This is a genomic window from Streptomyces sp. NBC_01261 (genome assembly GCF_036226385.1).
Taxonomy (GTDB): Bacteria; Actinomycetota; Actinomycetes; order Streptomycetales; family Streptomycetaceae; genus Streptomyces.
The window spans coordinates 4522707-4541300 of the sequence record NZ_CP108463.1 but is presented as its reverse complement, the minus strand read 5'-3'; the positions used below and the strand labels follow the sequence as shown (position 1 = coordinate 4541300).

The following is an 18594-nucleotide window of genomic DNA, read 5'->3' as shown; positions in this document are numbered from 1 at the left end:
ATTCGCTTGACCCCGCTCGATCCGCTCGTTTCCGCTCGACCGATATCCCCGATGAGGTTGTACGGTTCATGAACTCCCGTCAGCGCCGCGGCGTGATACTCCTGCTCCTGTCGGTGATCTGCGCCCTCGGCGCGTTCGTCGGCGTCCTCTCCGTCATCCGTGACGTGAAGTCCAAGGTCGGACCCGAGGTCGCGGCGTACCAGGTCAAGGGCGACGTGGCGCCCTACACGGCACTCACCGCCGCCCAGTTCAAGAAGATCGAGATGCCCAAGCGGTGGCTGTCGGACAACGCCGTGACCGATCTGCGGCAGATCACGGGCAAGATCGCGGTGACCACGCTGCGCCAGGGCTCCCTGCTGCAGACCGACATGATCGTGGACCAGCCGGCCCTCCAGCCCGGGCAGCAGGAGGTCGCCATCATGATCGACGCGGCGACCGGCGTCGCCGGCAAGATCACCCCGGGTTCCACGGTCAACGTGTACGCCACCTTCGCGGGCCAGAAGGAGGGTGACCCCGACCAGTCCAAGATCATCGTGACCAACGCGAAGGTCATCGACGTCGGCCACATCACCGCCCTCGACCCCGGCAGCAACAGCGACAAGAACCAGCAGACGTCCACCGACGGCGTGCCGATCACCTTCGCGCTCTCCACGCTCGACGCCCAACGGATCACCTACGCCGAGTCGTTCGCCGAGCGGGTGCGCCTCGCACTGGTGGCACCCGGCACCGATACGACCGTGCCCGACAAGGACCGGACGTACGAACTCGCGAAGGACAAGTGAGAGGCCCGCATGCCCACCAGGATTCTTCCGGCGGTCGGAGACGCGGACGCCATCCGCGCCATCACGACCCTGCTCAGTCAGCTCCCGGACGCCGACCCGGTGGCCCCGGTGGCCGACTCGACGCAGCTCATCGACACCCTGGCCCGGCTCGCCGCCGAGTCCGTCGACGAGCTGCCCGAGGTCGTGGTGGTGCATGAACGCATCGGTCCCGTCCCCGCGTTGGAGCTGGTCCGCGAGGTCGCGCTGCGCTTCCCCGCGGTGGGCGTCATCCTCGTCACCACCGACGCCAGCCCCGGCCTCTTCCAGGCCGCCATGGACTCCGGCGCCCGCGGCCTGATCGCCCTCCCGCTCAGCTACGAGGAGTTGGCCAACCGCGTCCAGGCCGTCGCCGCCTGGTCCGTGGGCGTACGGCGTCATCTGGGCCACGGCGGCGACGTGTTCACCGGCGTCGGCGGCACGGTCGTCACGGTCAGCGGCTCCAAGGGCGGGGTCGGCGCCACCCTCGCCGCGATCCAACTCGCCCTCGCCGCCCAGGTGTCGGGCCGTACCGTCGCGCTCGTCGACATGGACCTCCAGACCGGGGACATCGCCTCCTACCTGGACGTCCAGTTCCGCCGTTCCGTCGTCGACCTCGCCGCGATCACCGACATCTCGCCGCGCGTCCTGGCCGACGCCGTGTTCCGGCACGACACCGGGATGGCGCTGCTGCTGGCTCCCGGGGAGGGCGAACGCGGCGAGGAGGTCACCGACCGGTCGGTGCGGCAGATCGTCAGCGCCCTGCGCTCCCGCTACGAGGTCGTCGTCATCGACTGCGGTGCCCAGATGAGCGGCGCGAGCGCGGCGGCCGTCGAAATGGCCGACACGGCACTGCTGTTCACCACCCCGGACGTGGTCGCCGTACGCGCCGCGAAGCGCACCGTGCGGATGTGGGACCGGCTGCAGATCCGCAAGGCCGAGGAGACGACCATCGTCGTCAACCGCTACACGCGCGGTACGGAGATCCAGCCCGCGCTCATCCAGCGCATCACCGGCACGACGGTCGCCGCCACCGCGATCCCCGCCAACTTCAAGGAACTCCAGGGCGCGGTGGACGCGGGCCGGCTGCACGAACTCGACAACAAGAGCGTGGTGAAACAGGCCCTTTGGGGTCTCGCGGGCGAACTCGGACTGGTCAAGGTCCCCGAAGTCGCCCCGAAGAGCGGGCGGTCGCGGGGCGGCGGGGATCGCGGCTCGGTGAGCTTCCGGCGCCGGAGAGAGTGAACGGGGATGCGTATGTCTTCGATGCCTGCCGTGCTTTCGACGGCTTCGCGGGAGCGGGACCGGGGCCAGGTCACCATCGAGTTCCTCGGCATGACCCCGCTGATCATCCTGACGCTGGTGCTGATGTGGCAGTTCGTGCTGGTGGGGTACACCTTCACGCTGGCGGGGAATGCTGCGGACGAGGCGGTGCGGGCGGGGACGGCCGCGGCCCCGGGAGATCGGGAGGCCGCCTGCGAACAGGCCGGCCTCGACAAGCTGGACGGCGCGTGGAAGGGGGACGCCACGGTGACCTGCGGAGGCACGGGGTTCGTCACGGCCGACGTCGACCTGAAGGTGCCCGTCCTCTTCCCGGGCGCGATCGGCTTCCCCTTCACGGTGCACGGCCACGCGGGCGCCGTAGAGGAGGCGAAGGACTGAGATGCGGAAGGACAGGAGGGAGAAGGGGAGGCGGGACCGTGGCCAAGTCGCCATCGAGTACCTCGGGTTCATCCCGGTCCTGATCCTCGTCGCCATGGCGGGAGTGCAGCTCGGGCTGATCGCGTACACCGCGATCCAGGCCGGTACGGCGGCCAGGACCGGGGCGCGCAGTGCCTCGCTGGAGCAGAACTACGCACAGGACTGCAAGGACGCGGTCAGCGGATTCCTGGCGGGCGGCACCAGTTGCAGCCGGGCCGACCTGGGCAGGTCCGTCCAGGTCACCTCCACCGTGAACATCCCGTCGATCGTGCCCGGTTGGGACTTCGGCACGGCCAGCAAGACCGCCACCATGCCGCTCGACCACTGAACGCGGAGCAAGGAGCACAGCACTCATGGGCCTGCGGGAACGAGTCAACCATCCCGAGGAGAACGGCCATCGGGGCGAGGACGGCCACATGGTCGCCTCGTACCGCGCCAAACTCCTGGAGGAGATCGACCTCGCGGAGATGAGCGCACTGGCCACCGCCGAGCGACGGGCCCGCCTGGAGCGGGTGCTCGGGCACATCATCAGCCGTGAGGGGCCGGTCCTCTCGACCGTCGAGCGTTCGCAGCTGATCCGCCGGGTCGTCGACGAGGCGCTCGGCCTCGGCATACTCGAACCGCTCCTCGAAGACGCGTCGATCACCGAGATCATGGTGAACGGCCCGGACGCGATCTTCGTCGAACGCGGCGGCCGGGTCGAGCAGTTGCCGCTCCGCTTCCCCTCCCACGACCAGCTGATGCAGACCATCGAGCGGATCGTGTCGACGGTCAACCGCCGCGTGGACGAGTCGAATCCGATGGTCGACGCACGGCTGCCGTCCGGCGAGCGCGTCAACGTGATCATCCCGCCGCTGTCGCTGACCGGCGCGACGCTCACCATCCGCCGCTTCCCGCGCTCCTTCACGCTCCAGGAGATGGTCGGCTTCGGCTCGCTGGACGAGCACATGCTGTATCTCCTCGCGGGGTTGGTGCACGCGAAGTTCAACATCATCGTGTCGGGCGCGACCGGCACCGGGAAGACCACCCTCCTCAACGCCCTCTCCGGCCTGATCCCGGAGACCGAGCGCATCATCACCATCGAGGACTCCGCCGAACTCCAGCTCCAGCAGTCGCACGTGATCCGCCTGGAGGCCCGCCCGCCGAACGTGGAGGGCAAGGGCCAGGTCACGATCCGCGACCTGGTGCGCAACTCGCTCCGTATGCGCCCGGACCGGATCGTCGTAGGAGAGGTCCGAGGCGGCGAATCGTTGGACATGCTCCAGGCGATGTCGACGGGCCACGACGGCTCGCTCGCCACCGTCCACGCCAACAGCGCGGAGGACGCGCTGATGCGCCTCAAAACGCTGGCGTCCATGTCCGAGGTGGAGATCCCCTTCGAGGCGCTGCACGACCAGATCAACAGCGCCATCGACGTCATCATCCAGCTCACCCGCTTCGCCGACGGCGCCCGCCGCATCACCGAGATCGCCCTCCTCGACAGCCACGGCAGTGAGCCGTACCGGCTGGCGACGGTGGCCCGCTTCAGCCCGCAGCCCATCTCCGCCGACGGCCGGGTCTACGGCACCTTCGAGTACTTCCCGCTCTCCCGCCGCACCGCCGACCGGCTCTACATGGCGAGCCAGCCCCTGCCGCAGGCCTTCGGCGTCGCCCACACCGCGGAACAGCTCGCCCTCAGAGAAGCCAGTAGGTAGGGACCGACCCCATGGATCTCCAGACGATCGTCACGCTCACCACCGGCGTCACCCTGCTGACCTGTGTCCTGGGCGTCGCCGGCGTGCACGCCTACGCCACGGGCAGGGCACAGCGCGCGGCCCTGGTCGACCGGCTCTCCTCGACCGGCCAGATCCAGGTGGGCCGCGTCCGCCGCTTCCGCGACCTGGACCGCAGACTGCGCCGTACCCGGCTCGGCCGGCAGCTCGAACTCCGGCTCGCGGCAACGGGGTTGGACATGACACCGGGCGAGTTCTTCGTCTACATGCTGGCCACGGTCGCGGCGCTCTGGCTGATCGGGCAGGCGTCACTGGCCCCCTTCTTCGGGCCGATAGCAGGCCTGTTGGGCATCGGGGTGGCGATCCAGTTCCTCAACTGGCAGCGCCAGAAGCGCATCGAGAAGTTCATCAACCAACTCCCCGAACTGGCCCGCATCATGGCCAACGCCACCCACGCCGGCCTCGCGCTGCGCACCGCGATCAGCATGGCGGCGGAGGAGCTGGAGGCACCGGCCGGGGAGGAACTCGCCAAGGTGGCCAACCAGTTGGCGGTGGGCGCCTCGATGGACGACGCGCTGAGCGAGCTGGCGGACCGCCTGCCGTCCCGCGAACTGGTCGTACTGGTCACGACGTTGGTGCTGTCGAACCGGGCGGGCGGCCAGGTGGTGAGCGCCCTGCGCAACCTCACGGAGACCCTGGAGGAGCGCAAGGAGACCCGCCGCGAGGTCCGCACCCAGCTCTCCCAGGTCAACATGACGTCGTACGCCGTTCCGGTGATGGGCGTGGGCGCCCTCTTCCTGATGAACGGCGTCAAACCCGGTGCCCTGGACCGGATGACGGGCTCCCCGATCGGCCAGGCCTGCGTGATCATCGCCTTCGGGCTGTACGCGGTCGGCTTCATCCTCATCCGCCGCCTGTCCCGCATCGACGTCTGAGACGTCCGAGATCCGAGAGGGGGAGACCTGATGACAGCACTGGCACTCGGCCTGGTGATGGGCCTCAGCGTGTGGGGCGCCTTCGCGGGCATCCGCATGTACCGGGCGGACGCGAAACTGCCCAGCGACCTCGTCCTGGCCCTGGAGGTCGGCGCGACCCGCACCGGCGCGGTCGACTCCCTCATCGACCGCATGGGCATGCGCTACGCCCCGATGGTCCTCCGCCTCATGGGCCCCAGGCTGGTCGCCAAGTACCGCCGCAGGATAGACCTCGCGGGCAACCCCGGCGGCCTGACCATCGACCGCTACGCGGCCCGCCGGGCGGTCTACGGCTTCCTCGGCGGCTTCGGCGGCCTGCTGATGCTGCTCGAAGGGCACTACGTCGTCGCCGTCATCCTGTTCGCCTTCGGCGCGTTCTGGACGGAGGTCGGCATCTGGTCGGCGATCCGCATCCGCAAGGACGTGATCGAACGGACCCTGCCGGACTTCCTCGACGTACTCGCGGTGGTGGTGAGCGCGGGGTTGGGCTTCCGCCAGGCCCTGGACCGCGTGGCCTCGAAGTACGAGGGCCCCTGGGCGGACGAACTCCGCATCACGCTACGGCAGATGGACCTCGGCATGAGCCGCCGCGCCGCCTTCGCGGAACTCCGGCGACGCAACGACAGCGAGCAGGTGGCCATGTTCGTCACGGCGTTGCAGCAGGGGGAGGAGCTGGGCGCGCCGATCGTCGACACGCTGGTGGCGTTGGCGAAGGACATGCGTCGCACGGACGCGCAGAACGCCCGCCGGAAGGCGGCCCGCGCGGTCCCCAAGGCCACCATGATGATCACCACGTTCATGGTCCCGGCCACGATGCTGCTCCTCGGCGCGGGCCTTCTCCTCGGCTCCGGCACGGACTTCAGCACGATCACGGGCAAGTAGGGACGGACGGGGGGCGACGGGGGCCATGGCGACGACGGACGAGAACGGACGTACGGGACTGCTGCGGCGGCGTCCCAAACCGGCGGAGATCACCACTCCGCCGGCCGGGACGGTGCTGCCGGATCATGTGCGGTCGGGGGCGACGGATATTCCGGTGACGACGGTGACGCCGGCGTTGCCGGAGGGGTGGGCGCCGGTAGGGGGCTGGCTTCCGGGGGTACCGAGGCCGCCGACCCAGCCGGGCGTGGAACGGTTGGCCGCCGATGCTGGGGACGCCGAACAGGGGCCACCCGCACCCGACGACGATGGCCGCACGAGCGGTGCGAGTGGGAGTCGAATCCCGGCCGAGGGCCGGGAAGCAGCCCTGCCCATCCAGGTGAGCGCGCTGCAAGCGATGTGCAGGCAGGTCTTCGGCTTCCGCCTCGCGATGATCGCCCTGGCCGCCCCCTCCGCCCTGGTCAACGCCACCCCCGGCGTGGCCACCCGCCTGGTGGGCGCGGCCGTGGTGGTCACGTTCATGGCCTCCTACGTCCTGTTCCGCGACTGGGAACGCTTCGGCCCCCTGCTCCTCCGCCACCCCTCCCTCCTGGCCGTGGACACCCTCTTCGGCTCCCTCCTCCTGATCTCGGCAGGGCCCACCAGCACACTCGCCTACGTCAGCGTCTGCACCCCCCTCCTCGCCGGCATCGTCTACGGCTGGCGGGGCGCCGGCTGCTTCGCCAGCCTCCAGGCGGTGATCCTGGTGCTGGCACAGACCGCCGCGGCGGACGCCCACCGGGTCGTGGCGCAGAGCTTCCTGCTCCCCGGCCTGTGCGTGATCGCCGGCGCGATGGGAGTGACCCTGCGCAACCTGATGCTCCGCTTCGGCGAGGCGACGACCGCGTTGACGACGGTCCAGGCCCGTCTCGCCGTAACGGAGGCGGTAGGAGCCGAACGGGCCCGACTGGCACGGGAGTTGCACGACTCGGTGGCGAAGACCCTGCACGGCGTCGCCCTCGCGGCGGACGGCCTGGCGGGTTCGGCGGGCGCGGACCGCATGAACCCGACCCTGATCCGACAACAGGCGGAGCTGGTGGCCCGCTCGGCGCGCAGGGCGGCGGCGGAATCCCGCGAACTCCTGGCGGACCTGCGGCGGGAGTCCAACCCGGACGAGGGTACGGACGTACTCGTCGAACTGGCGGCCCGCACAAGGGACTTCAGCACCAGGACCGGCCTGCCGACGACCTACCGTCCGACCGGTGAACACGGCGTACCGCCGGTCCCGCCCGCCGTGGCACGCCAGCTCCTCACCATCGCGACGGAAGCGATGGAGAACGCCCACCGCCACGGCACCCCCACCAAGGTCGACGTGGAGGCCGGGGTCCACGACAGCCTCCTCCGCATCAGCGTCTACGACGACGGCCGCGGCCTGCCGCCCGGCACCACCCTCGAACAGCTGCGCAGGGCGGGCCACTTCGGCCTGGTCGGCATGGTCGAACGGGCCGCGTCGGTGGGCGCCCGCATCCGCATCGGACGGGGCGGCCACGACGCGGGCACGGAGGTCCGCCTGGAACTCCCGCTGGGAGCCCTGACGACCTGACGATCTGAAGACCTGGCGACCTGGCGGCCTGACGAGGCAAACCCATCCCCCCACCCGTACAAACGACTTGAGAGACCTGAGAGGAGGCAGCCATGCCGGACCAGACGACGCCCCATCCCGGCGCTCCCCAGCCGCCGCCGAACCCGTTCCACAACTTCCCGCGACCGGCCGCGACTTCAGCCCTCCGGGTCGTCGTGGCCGACGACAACCCGGTGGTCCGGGCGGGCCTGACGGCCCTGTTGTCGGGCCGCGCGGACATCACGGTCGTGGCGGAGGCGGCGGACGGCCACGAGGCGTACGAGGCGGCCCACTTCCACCGCCCCGACGTGGTCCTCCTGGACGTCCGCATGCCGGGCGTGGACGGCATCTCGGCGCTGCCGTACCTCGTGCGGATCGCACCGGTCGTGATGCTCACCTACAGCAGTGAGTCGGAGATCGTCCAGGAGGCGCTGCGGCGCGGGGCGGGCGGATATCTGGTCCACGGCGAGTTCACGGCGGACGAACTCGTCGCCGCCGTAAGGGGCATCAGGCAGGGTAGGGCCCATTTCACGCCATCGGCGGCGGGGGCGCTGCTGGCACAGCTGCGCCAGGAACAGGCGGCCCGCTCGACCGCGTCCCTGCCCGAGGGCCTGGGCTCTTACGACTCTCAACTAGGTGCAGCTGCAAATGGAGCGACCCCTTCAGTGCCCCATCCCCAGCCGAATTCACCACATAGCCTTTCGCAACTGCAACCAACTGTGAGACAGTCATCCTCGGACAGGTCACGGTTCCAACTGAGCGCGAGGGAGGCGGAGATCATGGACCACATCGCGTCCGGCATGACCAACCAGCAGATCGCCGCCACCTGCTTCATCTCCGAGAAGACCGTCAAGAACCACATCAACCGCATCTTCGCCAAGCTCCACAGCACCAGCCGTTCCGAGGCCGCGGCCAAGTGGCTTGGTACGGCGCCGGGTTCGGCCCGAGGGCTGGGGTGACGCGTGACACCGCGACGGGTGACCCAACTGCCGGGCCTACGGGCCCGGTTCGGCGACGGGCGGGCCCAGTGTGAGGGCCGGGACTCCGATTGGGCCCGATTTTGGGCCCTGGGACCCTCTGGCGTACCTGTGGTTCGGGCATACCGTTCTCATGTCGAAAGCGGCACCGGCGACGAGGAAGCCGGGATCGAGTCTCTCGGAGGGGAACACCATGAGCAACTGGATCAACACCACCGTGACGTACCTTCAGGCCCGCGCCGCCCGCAGCGACAAGGGGCAGACCGCGGTGGAGTACCTGGGCATCATCGCGGTGGTGGTCGCGATCGTGCTGGCGATCACGGGTACGGACATCGGGCAGTCGATCTTCGACGCGATCACGACGAAGATCGGCGAGGTCACCGGCGGCTGATGCGGCCGCGTAGGTACGGCGACGCAGGGCAGGCCTTCCCCATCTACATCACGGTGGTGGCGGGTCTGCTCTTTCTCGCGTTCGCCTACGTCGCGGTCGGCCAGGCCGCAGTGAACCGGGGCGGTGCCCAGACGGCCGCGGACGCGGCAGCGCTCGCGGCGGCGCAGGACACCCGGAACCAACTTGCGGGCAAGTGGGTGGAGAACGTACTCGACCCGACCAAGTGGCAGGAGATCTTCGACGGCAACGTGGCGGGACTCGTCGATTCGTGCGGGCGGGCCGACCAACTCGCGGGCCAGAACCACGCCCACATGACCGGGGCCGGGTGCCAGCCGATACAGGGGCTTCCCCCGGGCTACGAGGTCGTCGTCGAAAGCGACAAACCAGTCGGAGACTCGATCGTCCCCGGCACGGAGAACACGTACTCGAAAGCCCACGCCACCGCCGTGATCGAGCCGCTCTGCACGTTCCAACTCCCGGGCGCGGGCGCCGGGGACGACGTGCTGCCGAAGCTCACCTGCAAGAACAACAAGGACTGGGACCTGGACCCGACGGATCTCACCGATCTGCCGGGTCCCGAGGACCTCTTCGATGTCCACCTGGCCGACTGACAAGCGAACGACGAGTGATGAAGGAAGCAGAGTCATGAGCATTCGGTTCACTTCGACGGCCCGCAGGGGGACGGTCGCACTGGCTGTCGCGGCCGGTCTGGCCTTCGGTGTGGCCGGCTGCGGGAGTGGTGGCGACGACAACAAGAAGCCGGACACTCCGGCGTCGGCCTCCAAGACCGGCGGATCCGATCCGAGCGCTCAGGAGGGGCAGTCGGACGAGCCCCTGGCCGAGCTGAAAGGCTCGAACGGCCTGGTCCTGGACATCACTTCCGCCACTCGGGACTCGGGCGGCTTCATCACGGTGAACGGCAGTCTCAAGAACGACGGTGCCAACAGCATCGCGGTCCCTTCCGCGTTGAGCGGCAACGAGACCGAGATCATCAGGAACGGCAGGTCGTTGGGCGGCGCCACGCTCGTGGACTCCAAGGGCAAGAAGCGTTACTACGTACTGCGCGACACGGACGGCCGTCCGCTGACGACCACGGGCTTCTCGACCATCCGGTCGGGCGACGATCTGGCCGTCTTCATGCAGTTCCCGGCACCACCGACGACCACGACCGAAGTCTCCTTCGAGCTACCGACATTCTCTGTCGGCACGATCAAGATCTCCGGATGAGGCGGCCGTGACCACCACTCCCCGTCTCGCCCTGGTCGTGACCGCCGCCACGATCATGGTCGCCGCGAACATCGTCGGCGCGGTGGCCGCGCACGCCGACGACACCCCGAGCCCGAGCGTCCCACCGGGCACCGAGGCCTCGGCCTCCGCCCCGGTGAAGGTCGACCCGAACGACCCGGACCTGAAGCTCCCCGAGGGCGGGACGCTCGCCGCCCCCAAGGTCCTGGACATCAAGTCCGTCGTGGAGGACCAGGGCGGCGAGGAACGCCGTGAGGACACCAACTCGGACGTGACCTTCGCCCTCCAGGCCGAGGTCCTCTTCAGCAAGGACAGTTCCAAGCTGAGCGCCGAGGCGAAGTCCCGTATCGACGCGATCGCCGAGGAGATCAAGAAGCAGAACGCGTCCACGGTCCGCGTCTTCGGCTTCACGGACAACCTCGGCTCGTCCGCCCACGGCGACGTCCTCTCCAAGCAGCGCGCCGACGCCGTACAGGCCGTCCTGGACTCGGACTTGAACAACCCGAACATCACCTTCGAGGTCCGCGGCTACGGCGAGCAGTACCCGATCGCCGACAACTCCACGGAGGCCGGCCGCAAGAAGAACCGCAGGGTCGAGGTGACGTTCCCGCGCACGGAGAGCTGAGGCCCACCCGGGACTTGGGTGTCGATTTGGGTCCACGGGCCCATCTCGGGCGTCCGTCCGGTCCCTAACCTCTGGAAGCTCCGGTGGTGTTGAGCGATATCGGGGGACGGGGGAGACATGGCCTCGATCGGGGGAGTCGGCGGGAGCGGTGGGTCGGGCGGGCGTCACGAGATGCCGGTGCCGCTCGCCACCGCACTGGTGCTGGTCCACGCACTGTTCGCGGTCACCGTCGTCGGCGGGCTCGGGCTGCTGATGACCGCAGGGGCGTACGACGCCCTCGACGGTCAGGTGATCGCCCTCGTCGTGTACGCCGCCGCACCCGGTGTCCTCGGCTGGTGGCTGGCCCGGCGGAGTTGGGAGGGCGGGGTCCGCGTCCGGCGTGGACTCCTCGCCGTTCAGGGCTGGTTGGTCCTCGGCGGGGTTGTCAACCTCGTCTCCGGGTCCGCCCGGGGAGGCTTGCAACTCCTCCTCCCGATCCTCATCCTGTTCTTCCTGTCCCGCCCCGAAAGCCGTCACTGGTACGGGCTCGCCGAACTGGACCGCGTGGAGCGCCGCCCGTTCTCCCTGCCGCGGCTGATCCGCTGGCGCCGGGACGAGGGGCAGACGGCGGTCGAGTACGCCGGGTTCATCGCCATCGTCGCCGCGATCATCACCGCGCTGCTGGTCAGCGGCCTCGGCACCCAGATCTTCACCGGCATCCAGTCGGAGGTCTGCAAGGTCACCGGCATGGCCTGCCCCGCTTCGCCGGGCGGCGACACGGACACGACCGCCGGCAACAACAACGCCAGTGACAACGGAAACAACAACGGCAACAACAACGGCAACGGCGGGAGCACCGGCGGCAACGGCGGAAACACCGGCGGCAACGGCGGAACCACCGGCGGTACCAGCACCACAGGCGGCACCGGCACGACCACCACAACCGACCCGGACCGGACCGACGACCAGCAGCCCGCCCCCGCCCCCGCTGACGACAAGAAGGACGACGACGGCTGCTTCTCCGGCGTCGGCGCCTTCTTCGGCTGTGCCGGCAACCAGGTCAAGCAAGTCGGCCAAGGCCTCTTCGTCGACGGCGTCTGGGGCGACCTCACCGGCATCTACGACATGGTCCGCCACCCGATCGACACCGTGAAGGGCATCGGCGACTACGGCAAACAGCTCGGCGAGGACTGGTCGAAGAACTCCAAGGACGCCGGCAAGAAGTGGTCCGACGGTGACTACGGCGGGGCCCTGTGGGACTGGGCCGGTGCCTCGGTGAAGACCGGCGGCACGGTTCTCTACGACGTGTTCATCGGCGACGACGTGGCCAAGGACTGGAACAACGGCGACAAGACCCGCGCCGTCAGCCACGTCCTCTGGAACGTCGGCTCCCTCTTCATCCCGGGCTACGACGGCGCCAAGGTCGTGGAGAAACTCGGCGACCTGGGCAAGATCGGCAAGCTGGGGAAGCTCGGCGAACTCGCGGAGAAGGCAGCCAAGGCGGCGGAGGACGCGAAGAAGGCGGCCAAGGCGGGTGACGTGGCGGGCGCCGACAAGGCCGCCAAGGAAGCCGACGACGCCGCCGAGGAAGCGGAGAAGAAGGCCGAGAAGACCGGCTGCACGATCGGCGCGCCCAGCCGCCGTATCCCCTATGACGGCAACGGTCCGCAGGACGGCGGCGGGTTCACCGGTTCCTCCGGCGCGGGCACCACCGTGCTCGCCGCCGGTGGCTCCCCGTACGTCGTCCTCGCCGAGGACGGTTGCGACGAGGACGCCAAGAAGGAGGCCGAGGACGCCCGCAAGCAGGCGGACGACGCCGACGCAGCCGCCCGCGCCGCCGATCTGCAGCACGCGGCGGACGAGGCCAAGAAGGCCATCACCGACGCGAAGGACAAGCAGAAGACGCCCAAGGGCGACCGGTTCCAGCTCGACGAGAAGAAGATCGACGACCTCGTCGCCAAGGCGAAGGACAACCCGGACCTGAGCAAGGGAGAGATCGGGAAGGCCGAACTGACCCAGTCCCTCAAGGACTTGGCCGACATGCTGAAGAACACGACCATCGACAGCCAGAGCCGCGGTTCGCTCGGCGGCCCCGTGCTCAGGGCCGCCGACCGCCACCAACTGGCCGAAGCGATGGCCGAGGTCAAGGCCGCGACCCGCGCCGCGGACGACGCCGCCGAGGGCACCAAGGTCTACGCCGGCGTCGGCGCGAAGAAGGGCCGACAGACGGTGGACATGGGCGACGGCACCACCGCCGATCTCAGCGGCATCGACGACGCCGACATCGTCTACAAGGGCAAGGACGGAACCCTCAACGTCGTCGAGGTTAAGAACACGGGACAGGCCGCCACCCAGGCCTCCATCCGCGCCCAGGCCCAGAAGCTGGCCGACTGGCAGAAGGCCGACCCCGGACGCAAGGTCCGCTACGAGATCGAGACGCAGGACGGCTGGGACAAGGTGTTCGACGGTTTCCAGAAGGACAAGAAGACCGGAAAGGTCCCGGAAGGCACTCCCGCGCAGACCCTTGCCGAGAACGGCCTCGACCTTCGTGTCGCCGGCCAGGACATCTCGCCGCAGCAGCTCAAGGCGATGGACAACGCATGGAGCAGGAAGACTCCGGCCGAGCGGCAGGCGGCACGGGACTCGGGCAGGATGAAGGACCCGAAGACCGCCATGCAGTATCTGGGTGTCTCCTGACGTGGAGTGGACGAGCGGACGATCAGAGGAACGGAGCGCCGGACAGTGACCGCACATCACCTGCTGCCCGCGGACATGCGGCGGCTCCCCTTGCCGTGGAACGACCTGACCCCGGAACGGAAGCTCGCACTGGAGGAACTGGCCCACACGGAGACGACCGAGCAAGCCGCCCTTGAGGCGCTGGCGGCCGTGCTCTCAGCCCCGCCGGCGTCACCGGTGCCGCGTGTCTGGAGCGACGAGTCGTGGGAACTCTTCGACCGGATCCGTCACGAGGCCGGGTACCGGTTGGCCCAAGTCATGCCGACGGCCGACCGGTACACCCGAGAGGGCATCGCCGATGTACTGCGGGAGTGGGCGGGCACGGCGCAACCGCCGGTACCGACCTGGTGGCTGGACGCTCAACTGGACCTGATCGTCGAGGTGTTGACCAACCAGGCGCTTGAGGGCTGGGCCCATGACGTGCTGCGCTGGCTCCAGCAGAAGCCGTACGACGAAGCGGGTGTCGCGGCGGCGGCCGAGCGCTGCGTCGAGAACGGGCTCGCCTCCCGCGACGCGGTGAACCTGCTGCACGCCCTCGGTGCACCCCACGGCGAGCAGGCCCTGCTTCGCGTCGTACAGGACGACAGAGCGAGCGACAGCAGCCGCTCACAGGCGCGGGAGGCACTCATGTGGCTGCGCCGCCCCGGCTACGAGGCCCGCGCACGTCAACCCCAGCAGGGGGAACACCCGTTGCTCCCTCCCGCCCTACGCGACCTCCCCCACAGCTGGGCCAGCGGCTTCCAATGGCCCGCCCAACTCCCGGAAACCGCCGACAACATCGCCCGAGCCCGCGCGATCCTTGAGGCCTGCGCACCGACAGCCCCCGTAACCGACCCGGTCCCGGCTTCCTCCTGGCACAGCTACGAGGGCGAGGACGAGGAACCGCCCGCCTGGCTCGAAGTCCGGGCGGTGCTGCGGGACTTCATGCCGTACGCGCACCTCGTCACCGAGGAACGGATGACCGAGGCGACGCGCGAGTGCGCCCTGCTCAACATCCCCGGCGTACCCGGCGACCCGGACAGCGAGGAGGCCGCGCACTTCGCCCGGCGATGGGTGACGTGGATCAGCGGCTGGATCGCCGGCGAGGTCTTCAGCTGGCTCGGCATGTACGTCGACGACGACACCCTCGTCACCCCGTGGGCGATGGAACTCGCCGAGCGGTACGCCCGGTTCGGCCTCGTCCCCGACCGTGCCGTGTCGATGCTGAACTGGCACGACACCGTACCCAGCAGCCGCGAGGCCCTCGCCCGGCTGGCCGCCGAGGGAAGGCTGCCGCCGGAGGACCGATGACCCCTCGGACCGGAAACACGGGATCACAGGAAGCCGGGGTCACGGGAAGCCGGGAACGTAGGAAGCCGCCAGCCCCGCCTACTCCGTCTCCACCACCACCCGAACCCCCGCCTCCACCCCCCACCCCGCCATGACCCCCGCCCCCGCCTCCAGCACATGCCGGGACCGCAAGCGCGGCAACCCCAGCCGCCCCGGCTTCATCGTGTGGACGGCGACGATCTTCAGGTTCCGGTCCAGGTACGCCACGTCGATCGGGAAGCGCATCCGGAACGTGTGCACACTGCTCGCCGGTGAGAGCAGCATCGCGCCGTCGATCGTGTCCCGGCCGAGCAGCCCCTTCGTGCGTGCCCGGTAGGAGGTCGCCAGCTCCAGCGGGACGGTGACCGCCCCCGCGGCGCCCTGCACGATCAGCTTTCCGCGCCCGTCGTTCCAGCGTCGTGCCATGTCAGGTCACCTTCCTGCGCCACTTCGGCAGCGGTGTCGAACCGAGTCAACCGACCGTATCCACAAGGGAGTAGGCCCGACATGGGCCCACGGACCCATGCCCCGACCGCCGCCCACTCGATATCGTCCCCGCGTGCGCCTGATTCTGATCGTCGTGGGTGCCCTGTGGGGCGCGTGGTCGGGCCTCCTGCTGCCCCGCGCCGCCCACCGCCTCTCCGTGGACCCCGAGGAACCCTGGAAGGGACAGTGCCCCGACGGCCACCCGATCACGGGCCCGTTCGACGGCTGGCTCGGCCGGGCCCGCTGCACCACCGACACCCGCGGCCCGCGGCCCGTCACCACCGCCTGCGGCCCCTACGGCCCCCGCACCCCCGCCGTGTCCGCCGCCACCGCCCTCGTCTGCGCGTCCCTCGCCGCGGCCACCGGCCCCCGCCCCGAACTCGCCGTCTGGCTGCTCGCCGCCCCCGTCGCCGTCCTCCTCGCGCTGGTCGACCTCCGGGTCCACCGCCTCCCCGACGTCCTCACCCTCCCGCTCGCCGCGGCCACCCTCGCCCTCCTCGGCATCGCGGCCGGGCTCCCCGCCGACGCCGGTTCCTGGGTCACGGCCCTGCTCGGCGGACTCGCCCTCGGTGCCACGTACTTGGTCCTGTATCTCATCAACCCCTCCGGCATGGGCTTCGGCGACGTGAAACTCGCCCTCGGCCTCGGCACGGCCCTGGGCTGGTACGGCTGGCCGGTGCTCGTCACGGGCGCCTTCGCGGGAGTGCTGTACGGCGCGGTCTACGGCCTCGGCATGGTCGCCCTGCGCCGGGCGGGCCGTAAGACGGCGATCCCGTTGGGGCCGTTCATGCTCGGGGGAGCGTTCACCGGTGTGGTGCTGGGGGCGTTCGCGGTCGCGTGAGACGGTGGTGGACCCGGCGCCGAGCGGGGTCGACCACGAACGAGGCGGTGCGCGCATGCGGAAGATCAGCCTGATGATGACCGTGTCCCTCGACGGCTACATGGAGGGCCCCGACCGCGACATCGACTGGCACATGGTCGACGAGGAACTCCACCAGCACATGAACGACACCCTCAAACACATGGGTGCCTTCGTCGACGGCCGCGTCACCCACGAACTGATGCTGGACTACTGGCCCACCGCCGACGCGGACCCCGACGCCCCCGCCGTCATCGCCGAGTTCGCCCGTATCTGGCGGGACATGCCGAAGATCGTGTACTCGCGGACCCTGCCCAGCGGCCCCGCCGACTGGAACACGACCGTCGTGCCCGAGGTGGTCCCCGAGGAGGTGCTGGCCCTCAAGCAACAGCCCGGCGGCGACCTGGGCCTCGGCGGCGCCGACCTCGCCGCGACCTTCCTCCGCCTCGGCCTCGTCGACGAGATCAAGGTGTACGTCAACCCGATCGTCCTCGGCAGCGGCAAACCGATGTTCCCCGTCTCCGACACCCGCACCCCGCTCCGCCTCACCGAGGCCCGCACCTTCGGCAACGGGGTCGTCCTCCTGCGCTACGAGCGCGCGAACGTCGACCCCAACTCCGGCCAGGCGTAAACCTGTTGTCCACGACACTCGCCCCAGGTTAGGAAGAACCCATGACCGGACTCGGCGCTGTATTCCGTCCCCAGCTTCCGCCCGAGCGACTGCGGGCGGTGGTACGACTCGCCGACGCCTCGGGGCTCGAAGAGCTCTGGCTCTGGGAGGACTGCTTCCGGGAGGGCGGCATCTCGGCCGCCGCCGCGGCGCTCGCGTGGAGCGATCAAGTGCGGGTCGGCGTAGGGCTGTTGCCGGTGCCGTTGCGGAACGTCGCCATCACCGCGATGGAAGTCGCCACGCTGGACCGGCTGTTCCCCGGACGCGCGATCCTCGGCGTCGGGCACGGCGTGCAGGACTGGATGGGACAGGTCGGGGCGCGTGTCGAGTCCCCGGTGACCCTGCTGCGCGAGCATCTCGACGCGCTGCGCGCCCTGTTGCGCGGGGAGCGCCTCACGACCGACGGGCGGTACGTCAAGCTCGACGACGTCGCCCTCGACTGGCCGCCGGCCGGCCCCGTCGAGATCCTCGCCGGTGCCGCCGGACCGCGCACCCTCCGCCTCTCCGGTGCGGCGGCGGACGGCACGATCCTCACCGCGAGCACCCCGCCGGACGGCGTCCGCCGGGCCCGTCAACTCATCGACGAGGGGCGGGAGTCGGCCGGCCGCACCGAGCCGCACAAGGTCGTCGTCTATCTCCTCACCGCCACCGGTCCCGACGCCGCCGCCCGCCTGCGCGCCGAACTCGCCGACGAGGGCGTGGAGTCGGTCCCCGGCCTCGGTGTCGCCGGTGACGCGGCCACCGTCGCGAAGGCCGTCCAGCGCCTCGCGGAGGCCGGCGCCGACACGGTGATCCTCCAGCCCACCGGCGACGAACCCGACCCGGAGGGCTTCGTACGCTTCGCGGCCGAGGAGGTCGCGGAGGAGGTCAGGACACTCATCCCCTGACGCCCACGAGCTGTCGCCCACGCCCACGAGCTGTCGCCCACGCCCACGAGCTGTTGGCTGCGACCACGCCGCCCCGCAGACAAGGAACACAGCCAGAACCATTCCCCGCACGCTCAAAAAGCGCCGCTGACATCCACCCCCCAGGGACGCGGGGAACTGCGCGACCAGCCCCCACCGGCCCGCAGACCTGCCGACCACGACAGCCGGCTACGCCGGAAGAGCTCCGCCGCTCAGCTACCCCGGCCGATGATCCCCCGCCGCCCCGTCGATCAACTCCCGCACGATGTCCATGTGCCCCGCGTGTCTCGCCGTCTCCTCGATCAGCTGGACCAGCACCCAGCGCAGCGACACGGAGTGCTCGCGCCACGGCGGCCGGCCGACCGCGTCCAGCGGCAGCTCCGCGATCGTGCGGTCGGCGGCGGCGCGGGCACGGCCGTAGAAGGCGACGATCTGTTCGGTCGTCTCGTCCGGGCCCGCCGCCATGTCCTCGCCCTGGTACGCGTCGAACCACAACGGCTCCACCTCGCGGCCGTAGCTCTCCACGAAGTAGCCGTACTCCACCGACGCCAGATGCTTCACCAGGCCGAGCAGGCTCGTGCCCGAGGGGGTCATCGGGCGTCTGGCCTGTTCCTCGTCCAGCCCGTCCAGCTTCCACAGCACCGCGTCCCGGACCCGGTCCAGGCTCGCGCGCAGCGTCGCCTTCTCGTCGCCGTGGTGGGGCAGCCCCGTATCCCCGTCGTCCGCGCCCGTGTCTCCGTCGTTGGCCAT

Annotated in this window: 20 protein-coding genes; 18 read left to right on the top strand and 2 right to left on the bottom strand. The window is 70.0% G+C overall.

Going from position 1 to position 18594, the window contains the following annotated elements; genetic code table 11:
• Nucleotides 1-68 precede the first annotated feature (68 nt).
• The 15 genes from cpaB (at nt 69) to OG226_RS19520 (ending at nt 14906) form a co-directional block, all read left to right on the top strand.
• Nucleotides 69-782 carry a Flp pilus assembly protein CpaB gene (gene cpaB / locus OG226_RS19590; RefSeq protein ID WP_327401623.1) on the top strand — a complete coding sequence of 238 codons (714 nt, stop codon included), beginning with the start codon at nt 69-71 and terminating at the stop codon, nt 780-782.
• Nucleotides 783-791: 9 nt separating this feature from the next.
• Entirely contained in the window at nt 792-2042 is a 1251-nt protein-coding gene (locus tag OG226_RS19585) for an AAA family ATPase (RefSeq protein ID WP_328679556.1), read from the top strand.
• Between the two features lie 12 nt (nt 2043-2054).
• Nucleotides 2055-2459 carry a TadE/TadG family type IV pilus assembly protein gene (locus tag OG226_RS19580; protein ID WP_329349598.1) on the top strand — a complete coding sequence of 135 codons (405 nt, stop codon included), beginning with the start codon at nt 2055-2057 and terminating at the stop codon, nt 2457-2459.
• 1 nt (nt 2460) lies between these two features.
• The gene (locus OG226_RS19575) at nt 2461-2826 is read left to right on the top strand and encodes a TadE/TadG family type IV pilus assembly protein (RefSeq protein ID WP_329349597.1); all 366 of its coding nucleotides are present in this window, start codon (nt 2461-2463) and stop codon (nt 2824-2826) included.
• 25 nt (nt 2827-2851) lie between these two features.
• Nucleotides 2852-4192: a CpaF family protein gene (locus OG226_RS19570; RefSeq protein WP_328679551.1), complete on the top strand. Its 1341-nt coding sequence runs from the start codon at nt 2852-2854 to the stop codon at nt 4190-4192.
• Between the two features lie 11 nt (nt 4193-4203).
• Nucleotides 4204-5145, top strand: a complete 942-nt coding sequence (locus tag OG226_RS19565) for a type II secretion system F family protein (protein WP_328679550.1) — start codon at nt 4204-4206, stop codon at nt 5143-5145.
• Between the two features lie 30 nt (nt 5146-5175).
• Nucleotides 5176-6066, top strand: coding sequence for a DUF5936 domain-containing protein (locus tag OG226_RS19560; protein ID WP_328679548.1), 891 nt, complete (start codon nt 5176-5178; stop codon nt 6064-6066).
• 25 nt (nt 6067-6091) lie between these two features.
• Nucleotides 6092-7645, top strand: coding sequence for a sensor histidine kinase (locus OG226_RS19555; protein WP_329349596.1), 1554 nt, complete (start codon nt 6092-6094; stop codon nt 7643-7645).
• 92 nt (nt 7646-7737) lie between these two features.
• Nucleotides 7738-8622, top strand: coding sequence for a response regulator transcription factor (locus OG226_RS19550; protein WP_329349595.1), 885 nt, complete (start codon nt 7738-7740; stop codon nt 8620-8622).
• Between the two features lie 211 nt (nt 8623-8833).
• The gene (locus tag OG226_RS19545; RefSeq protein WP_329349594.1) at nt 8834-9031 is read left to right on the top strand and encodes a Flp family type IVb pilin; all 198 of its coding nucleotides are present in this window, start codon (nt 8834-8836) and stop codon (nt 9029-9031) included.
• Nucleotides 9031-9642 (top strand): pilus assembly protein TadG-related protein, encoded by a 612-nt coding sequence (locus tag OG226_RS19540; RefSeq protein ID WP_329349593.1) that lies wholly within the window; start codon nt 9031-9033, stop codon nt 9640-9642. Before OG226_RS19545 ends, OG226_RS19540 begins: the two co-directional genes overlap by 1 nt.
• A gap of 34 nt (nt 9643-9676) precedes the next feature.
• Nucleotides 9677-10258, top strand: coding sequence for a hypothetical protein (locus tag OG226_RS19535; protein WP_329349592.1), 582 nt, complete (start codon nt 9677-9679; stop codon nt 10256-10258).
• A gap of 7 nt (nt 10259-10265) precedes the next feature.
• Nucleotides 10266-10901, top strand: a complete 636-nt coding sequence (locus tag OG226_RS19530) for an OmpA family protein (protein WP_443044703.1) — start codon at nt 10266-10268, stop codon at nt 10899-10901.
• A gap of 117 nt (nt 10902-11018) precedes the next feature.
• On the top strand, nt 11019-13577 hold the full coding sequence (locus tag OG226_RS19525) for a hypothetical protein (protein WP_329349591.1): 2559 nt from the start codon (nt 11019-11021) through the stop codon (nt 13575-13577).
• A gap of 45 nt (nt 13578-13622) precedes the next feature.
• A complete protein-coding gene (locus OG226_RS19520) occupies nt 13623-14906 on the top strand; it encodes a hypothetical protein (protein WP_329349590.1) in 1284 nt (427 codons plus the stop codon).
• Between the two features lie 78 nt (nt 14907-14984).
• On the opposite strand, the gene OG226_RS19515 is transcribed toward OG226_RS19520, so the two are convergent.
• The gene (locus tag OG226_RS19515; RefSeq protein ID WP_329349589.1) at nt 14985-15350 is read right to left on the bottom strand and encodes a DUF192 domain-containing protein; all 366 of its coding nucleotides are present in this window, start codon (nt 15348-15350) and stop codon (nt 14985-14987) included.
• Nucleotides 15351-15483: 133 nt separating this feature from the next.
• Between OG226_RS19515 and OG226_RS19510 the strand changes: the two genes are divergently transcribed.
• From OG226_RS19510 to OG226_RS19500, 3 genes are read left to right on the top strand one after another with little or no spacing between them, the layout of a single operon-like run.
• A complete protein-coding gene (locus OG226_RS19510; RefSeq protein ID WP_329349588.1) occupies nt 15484-16251 on the top strand; it encodes a prepilin peptidase in 768 nt (255 codons plus the stop codon).
• A gap of 55 nt (nt 16252-16306) precedes the next feature.
• Nucleotides 16307-16900, top strand: a complete 594-nt coding sequence (locus tag OG226_RS19505; RefSeq protein ID WP_329349587.1) for a dihydrofolate reductase family protein — start codon at nt 16307-16309, stop codon at nt 16898-16900.
• Nucleotides 16901-16941: 41 nt separating this feature from the next.
• Nucleotides 16942-17826 carry an LLM class flavin-dependent oxidoreductase gene (locus OG226_RS19500; RefSeq protein ID WP_329349586.1) on the top strand — a complete coding sequence of 295 codons (885 nt, stop codon included), beginning with the start codon at nt 16942-16944 and terminating at the stop codon, nt 17824-17826.
• A 234-nt stretch (nt 17827-18060) separates the two neighbouring features.
• Here OG226_RS19500 and OG226_RS19495 read toward each other — a convergent pair whose 3' ends face one another.
• Nucleotides 18061-18594 (bottom strand): DinB family protein, encoded by a 534-nt coding sequence (locus tag OG226_RS19495; protein WP_329349585.1) that lies wholly within the window; start codon nt 18592-18594, stop codon nt 18061-18063.

Bases quoted from the DNA above. Each gene is read 5' to 3' on its own strand.
- OG226_RS19575 (WP_329349597.1), top strand. From the start codon at position 2,461: ATGCGGAAGGACAGGAGGGAGAAGGGGAGGCGGGACCGTGGCCAAGTC.
- OG226_RS19525 (WP_329349591.1), top strand. From the start codon at position 11,019: ATGGCCTCGATCGGGGGAGTCGGCGGGAGCGGTGGGTCGGGCGGGCGT.
- OG226_RS19550 (WP_329349595.1), top strand. From the start codon at position 7,738: ATGCCGGACCAGACGACGCCCCATCCCGGCGCTCCCCAGCCGCCGCCG.
- OG226_RS19495 (WP_329349585.1), bottom strand. From the start codon at position 18,594: ATGGCCAACGACGGAGACACGGGCGCGGACGACGGGGATACGGGGCTG.
- OG226_RS19585 (WP_328679556.1), top strand. From the start codon at position 792: ATGCCCACCAGGATTCTTCCGGCGGTCGGAGACGCGGACGCCATCCGC.
- OG226_RS19540 (WP_329349593.1), top strand. From the start codon at position 9,031: ATGCGGCCGCGTAGGTACGGCGACGCAGGGCAGGCCTTCCCCATCTAC.
- OG226_RS19570 (WP_328679551.1), top strand. From the start codon at position 2,852: ATGGGCCTGCGGGAACGAGTCAACCATCCCGAGGAGAACGGCCATCGG.
- OG226_RS19545 (WP_329349594.1), top strand. From the start codon at position 8,834: ATGAGCAACTGGATCAACACCACCGTGACGTACCTTCAGGCCCGCGCC.
- OG226_RS19560 (WP_328679548.1), top strand. From the start codon at position 5,176: ATGACAGCACTGGCACTCGGCCTGGTGATGGGCCTCAGCGTGTGGGGC.
- OG226_RS19580 (WP_329349598.1), top strand. From the start codon at position 2,055: ATGTCTTCGATGCCTGCCGTGCTTTCGACGGCTTCGCGGGAGCGGGAC.
- OG226_RS19535 (WP_329349592.1), top strand. From the start codon at position 9,677: ATGAGCATTCGGTTCACTTCGACGGCCCGCAGGGGGACGGTCGCACTG.
- OG226_RS19515 (WP_329349589.1), bottom strand. From the start codon at position 15,350: ATGGCACGACGCTGGAACGACGGGCGCGGAAAGCTGATCGTGCAGGGC.
- OG226_RS19565 (WP_328679550.1), top strand. From the start codon at position 4,204: ATGGATCTCCAGACGATCGTCACGCTCACCACCGGCGTCACCCTGCTG.
- OG226_RS19505 (WP_329349587.1), top strand. From the start codon at position 16,307: ATGCGGAAGATCAGCCTGATGATGACCGTGTCCCTCGACGGCTACATG.
- OG226_RS19555 (WP_329349596.1), top strand. From the start codon at position 6,092: ATGGCGACGACGGACGAGAACGGACGTACGGGACTGCTGCGGCGGCGT.
- OG226_RS19500 (WP_329349586.1), top strand. From the start codon at position 16,942: ATGACCGGACTCGGCGCTGTATTCCGTCCCCAGCTTCCGCCCGAGCGA.
- cpaB (WP_327401623.1), top strand. From the start codon at position 69: ATGAACTCCCGTCAGCGCCGCGGCGTGATACTCCTGCTCCTGTCGGTG.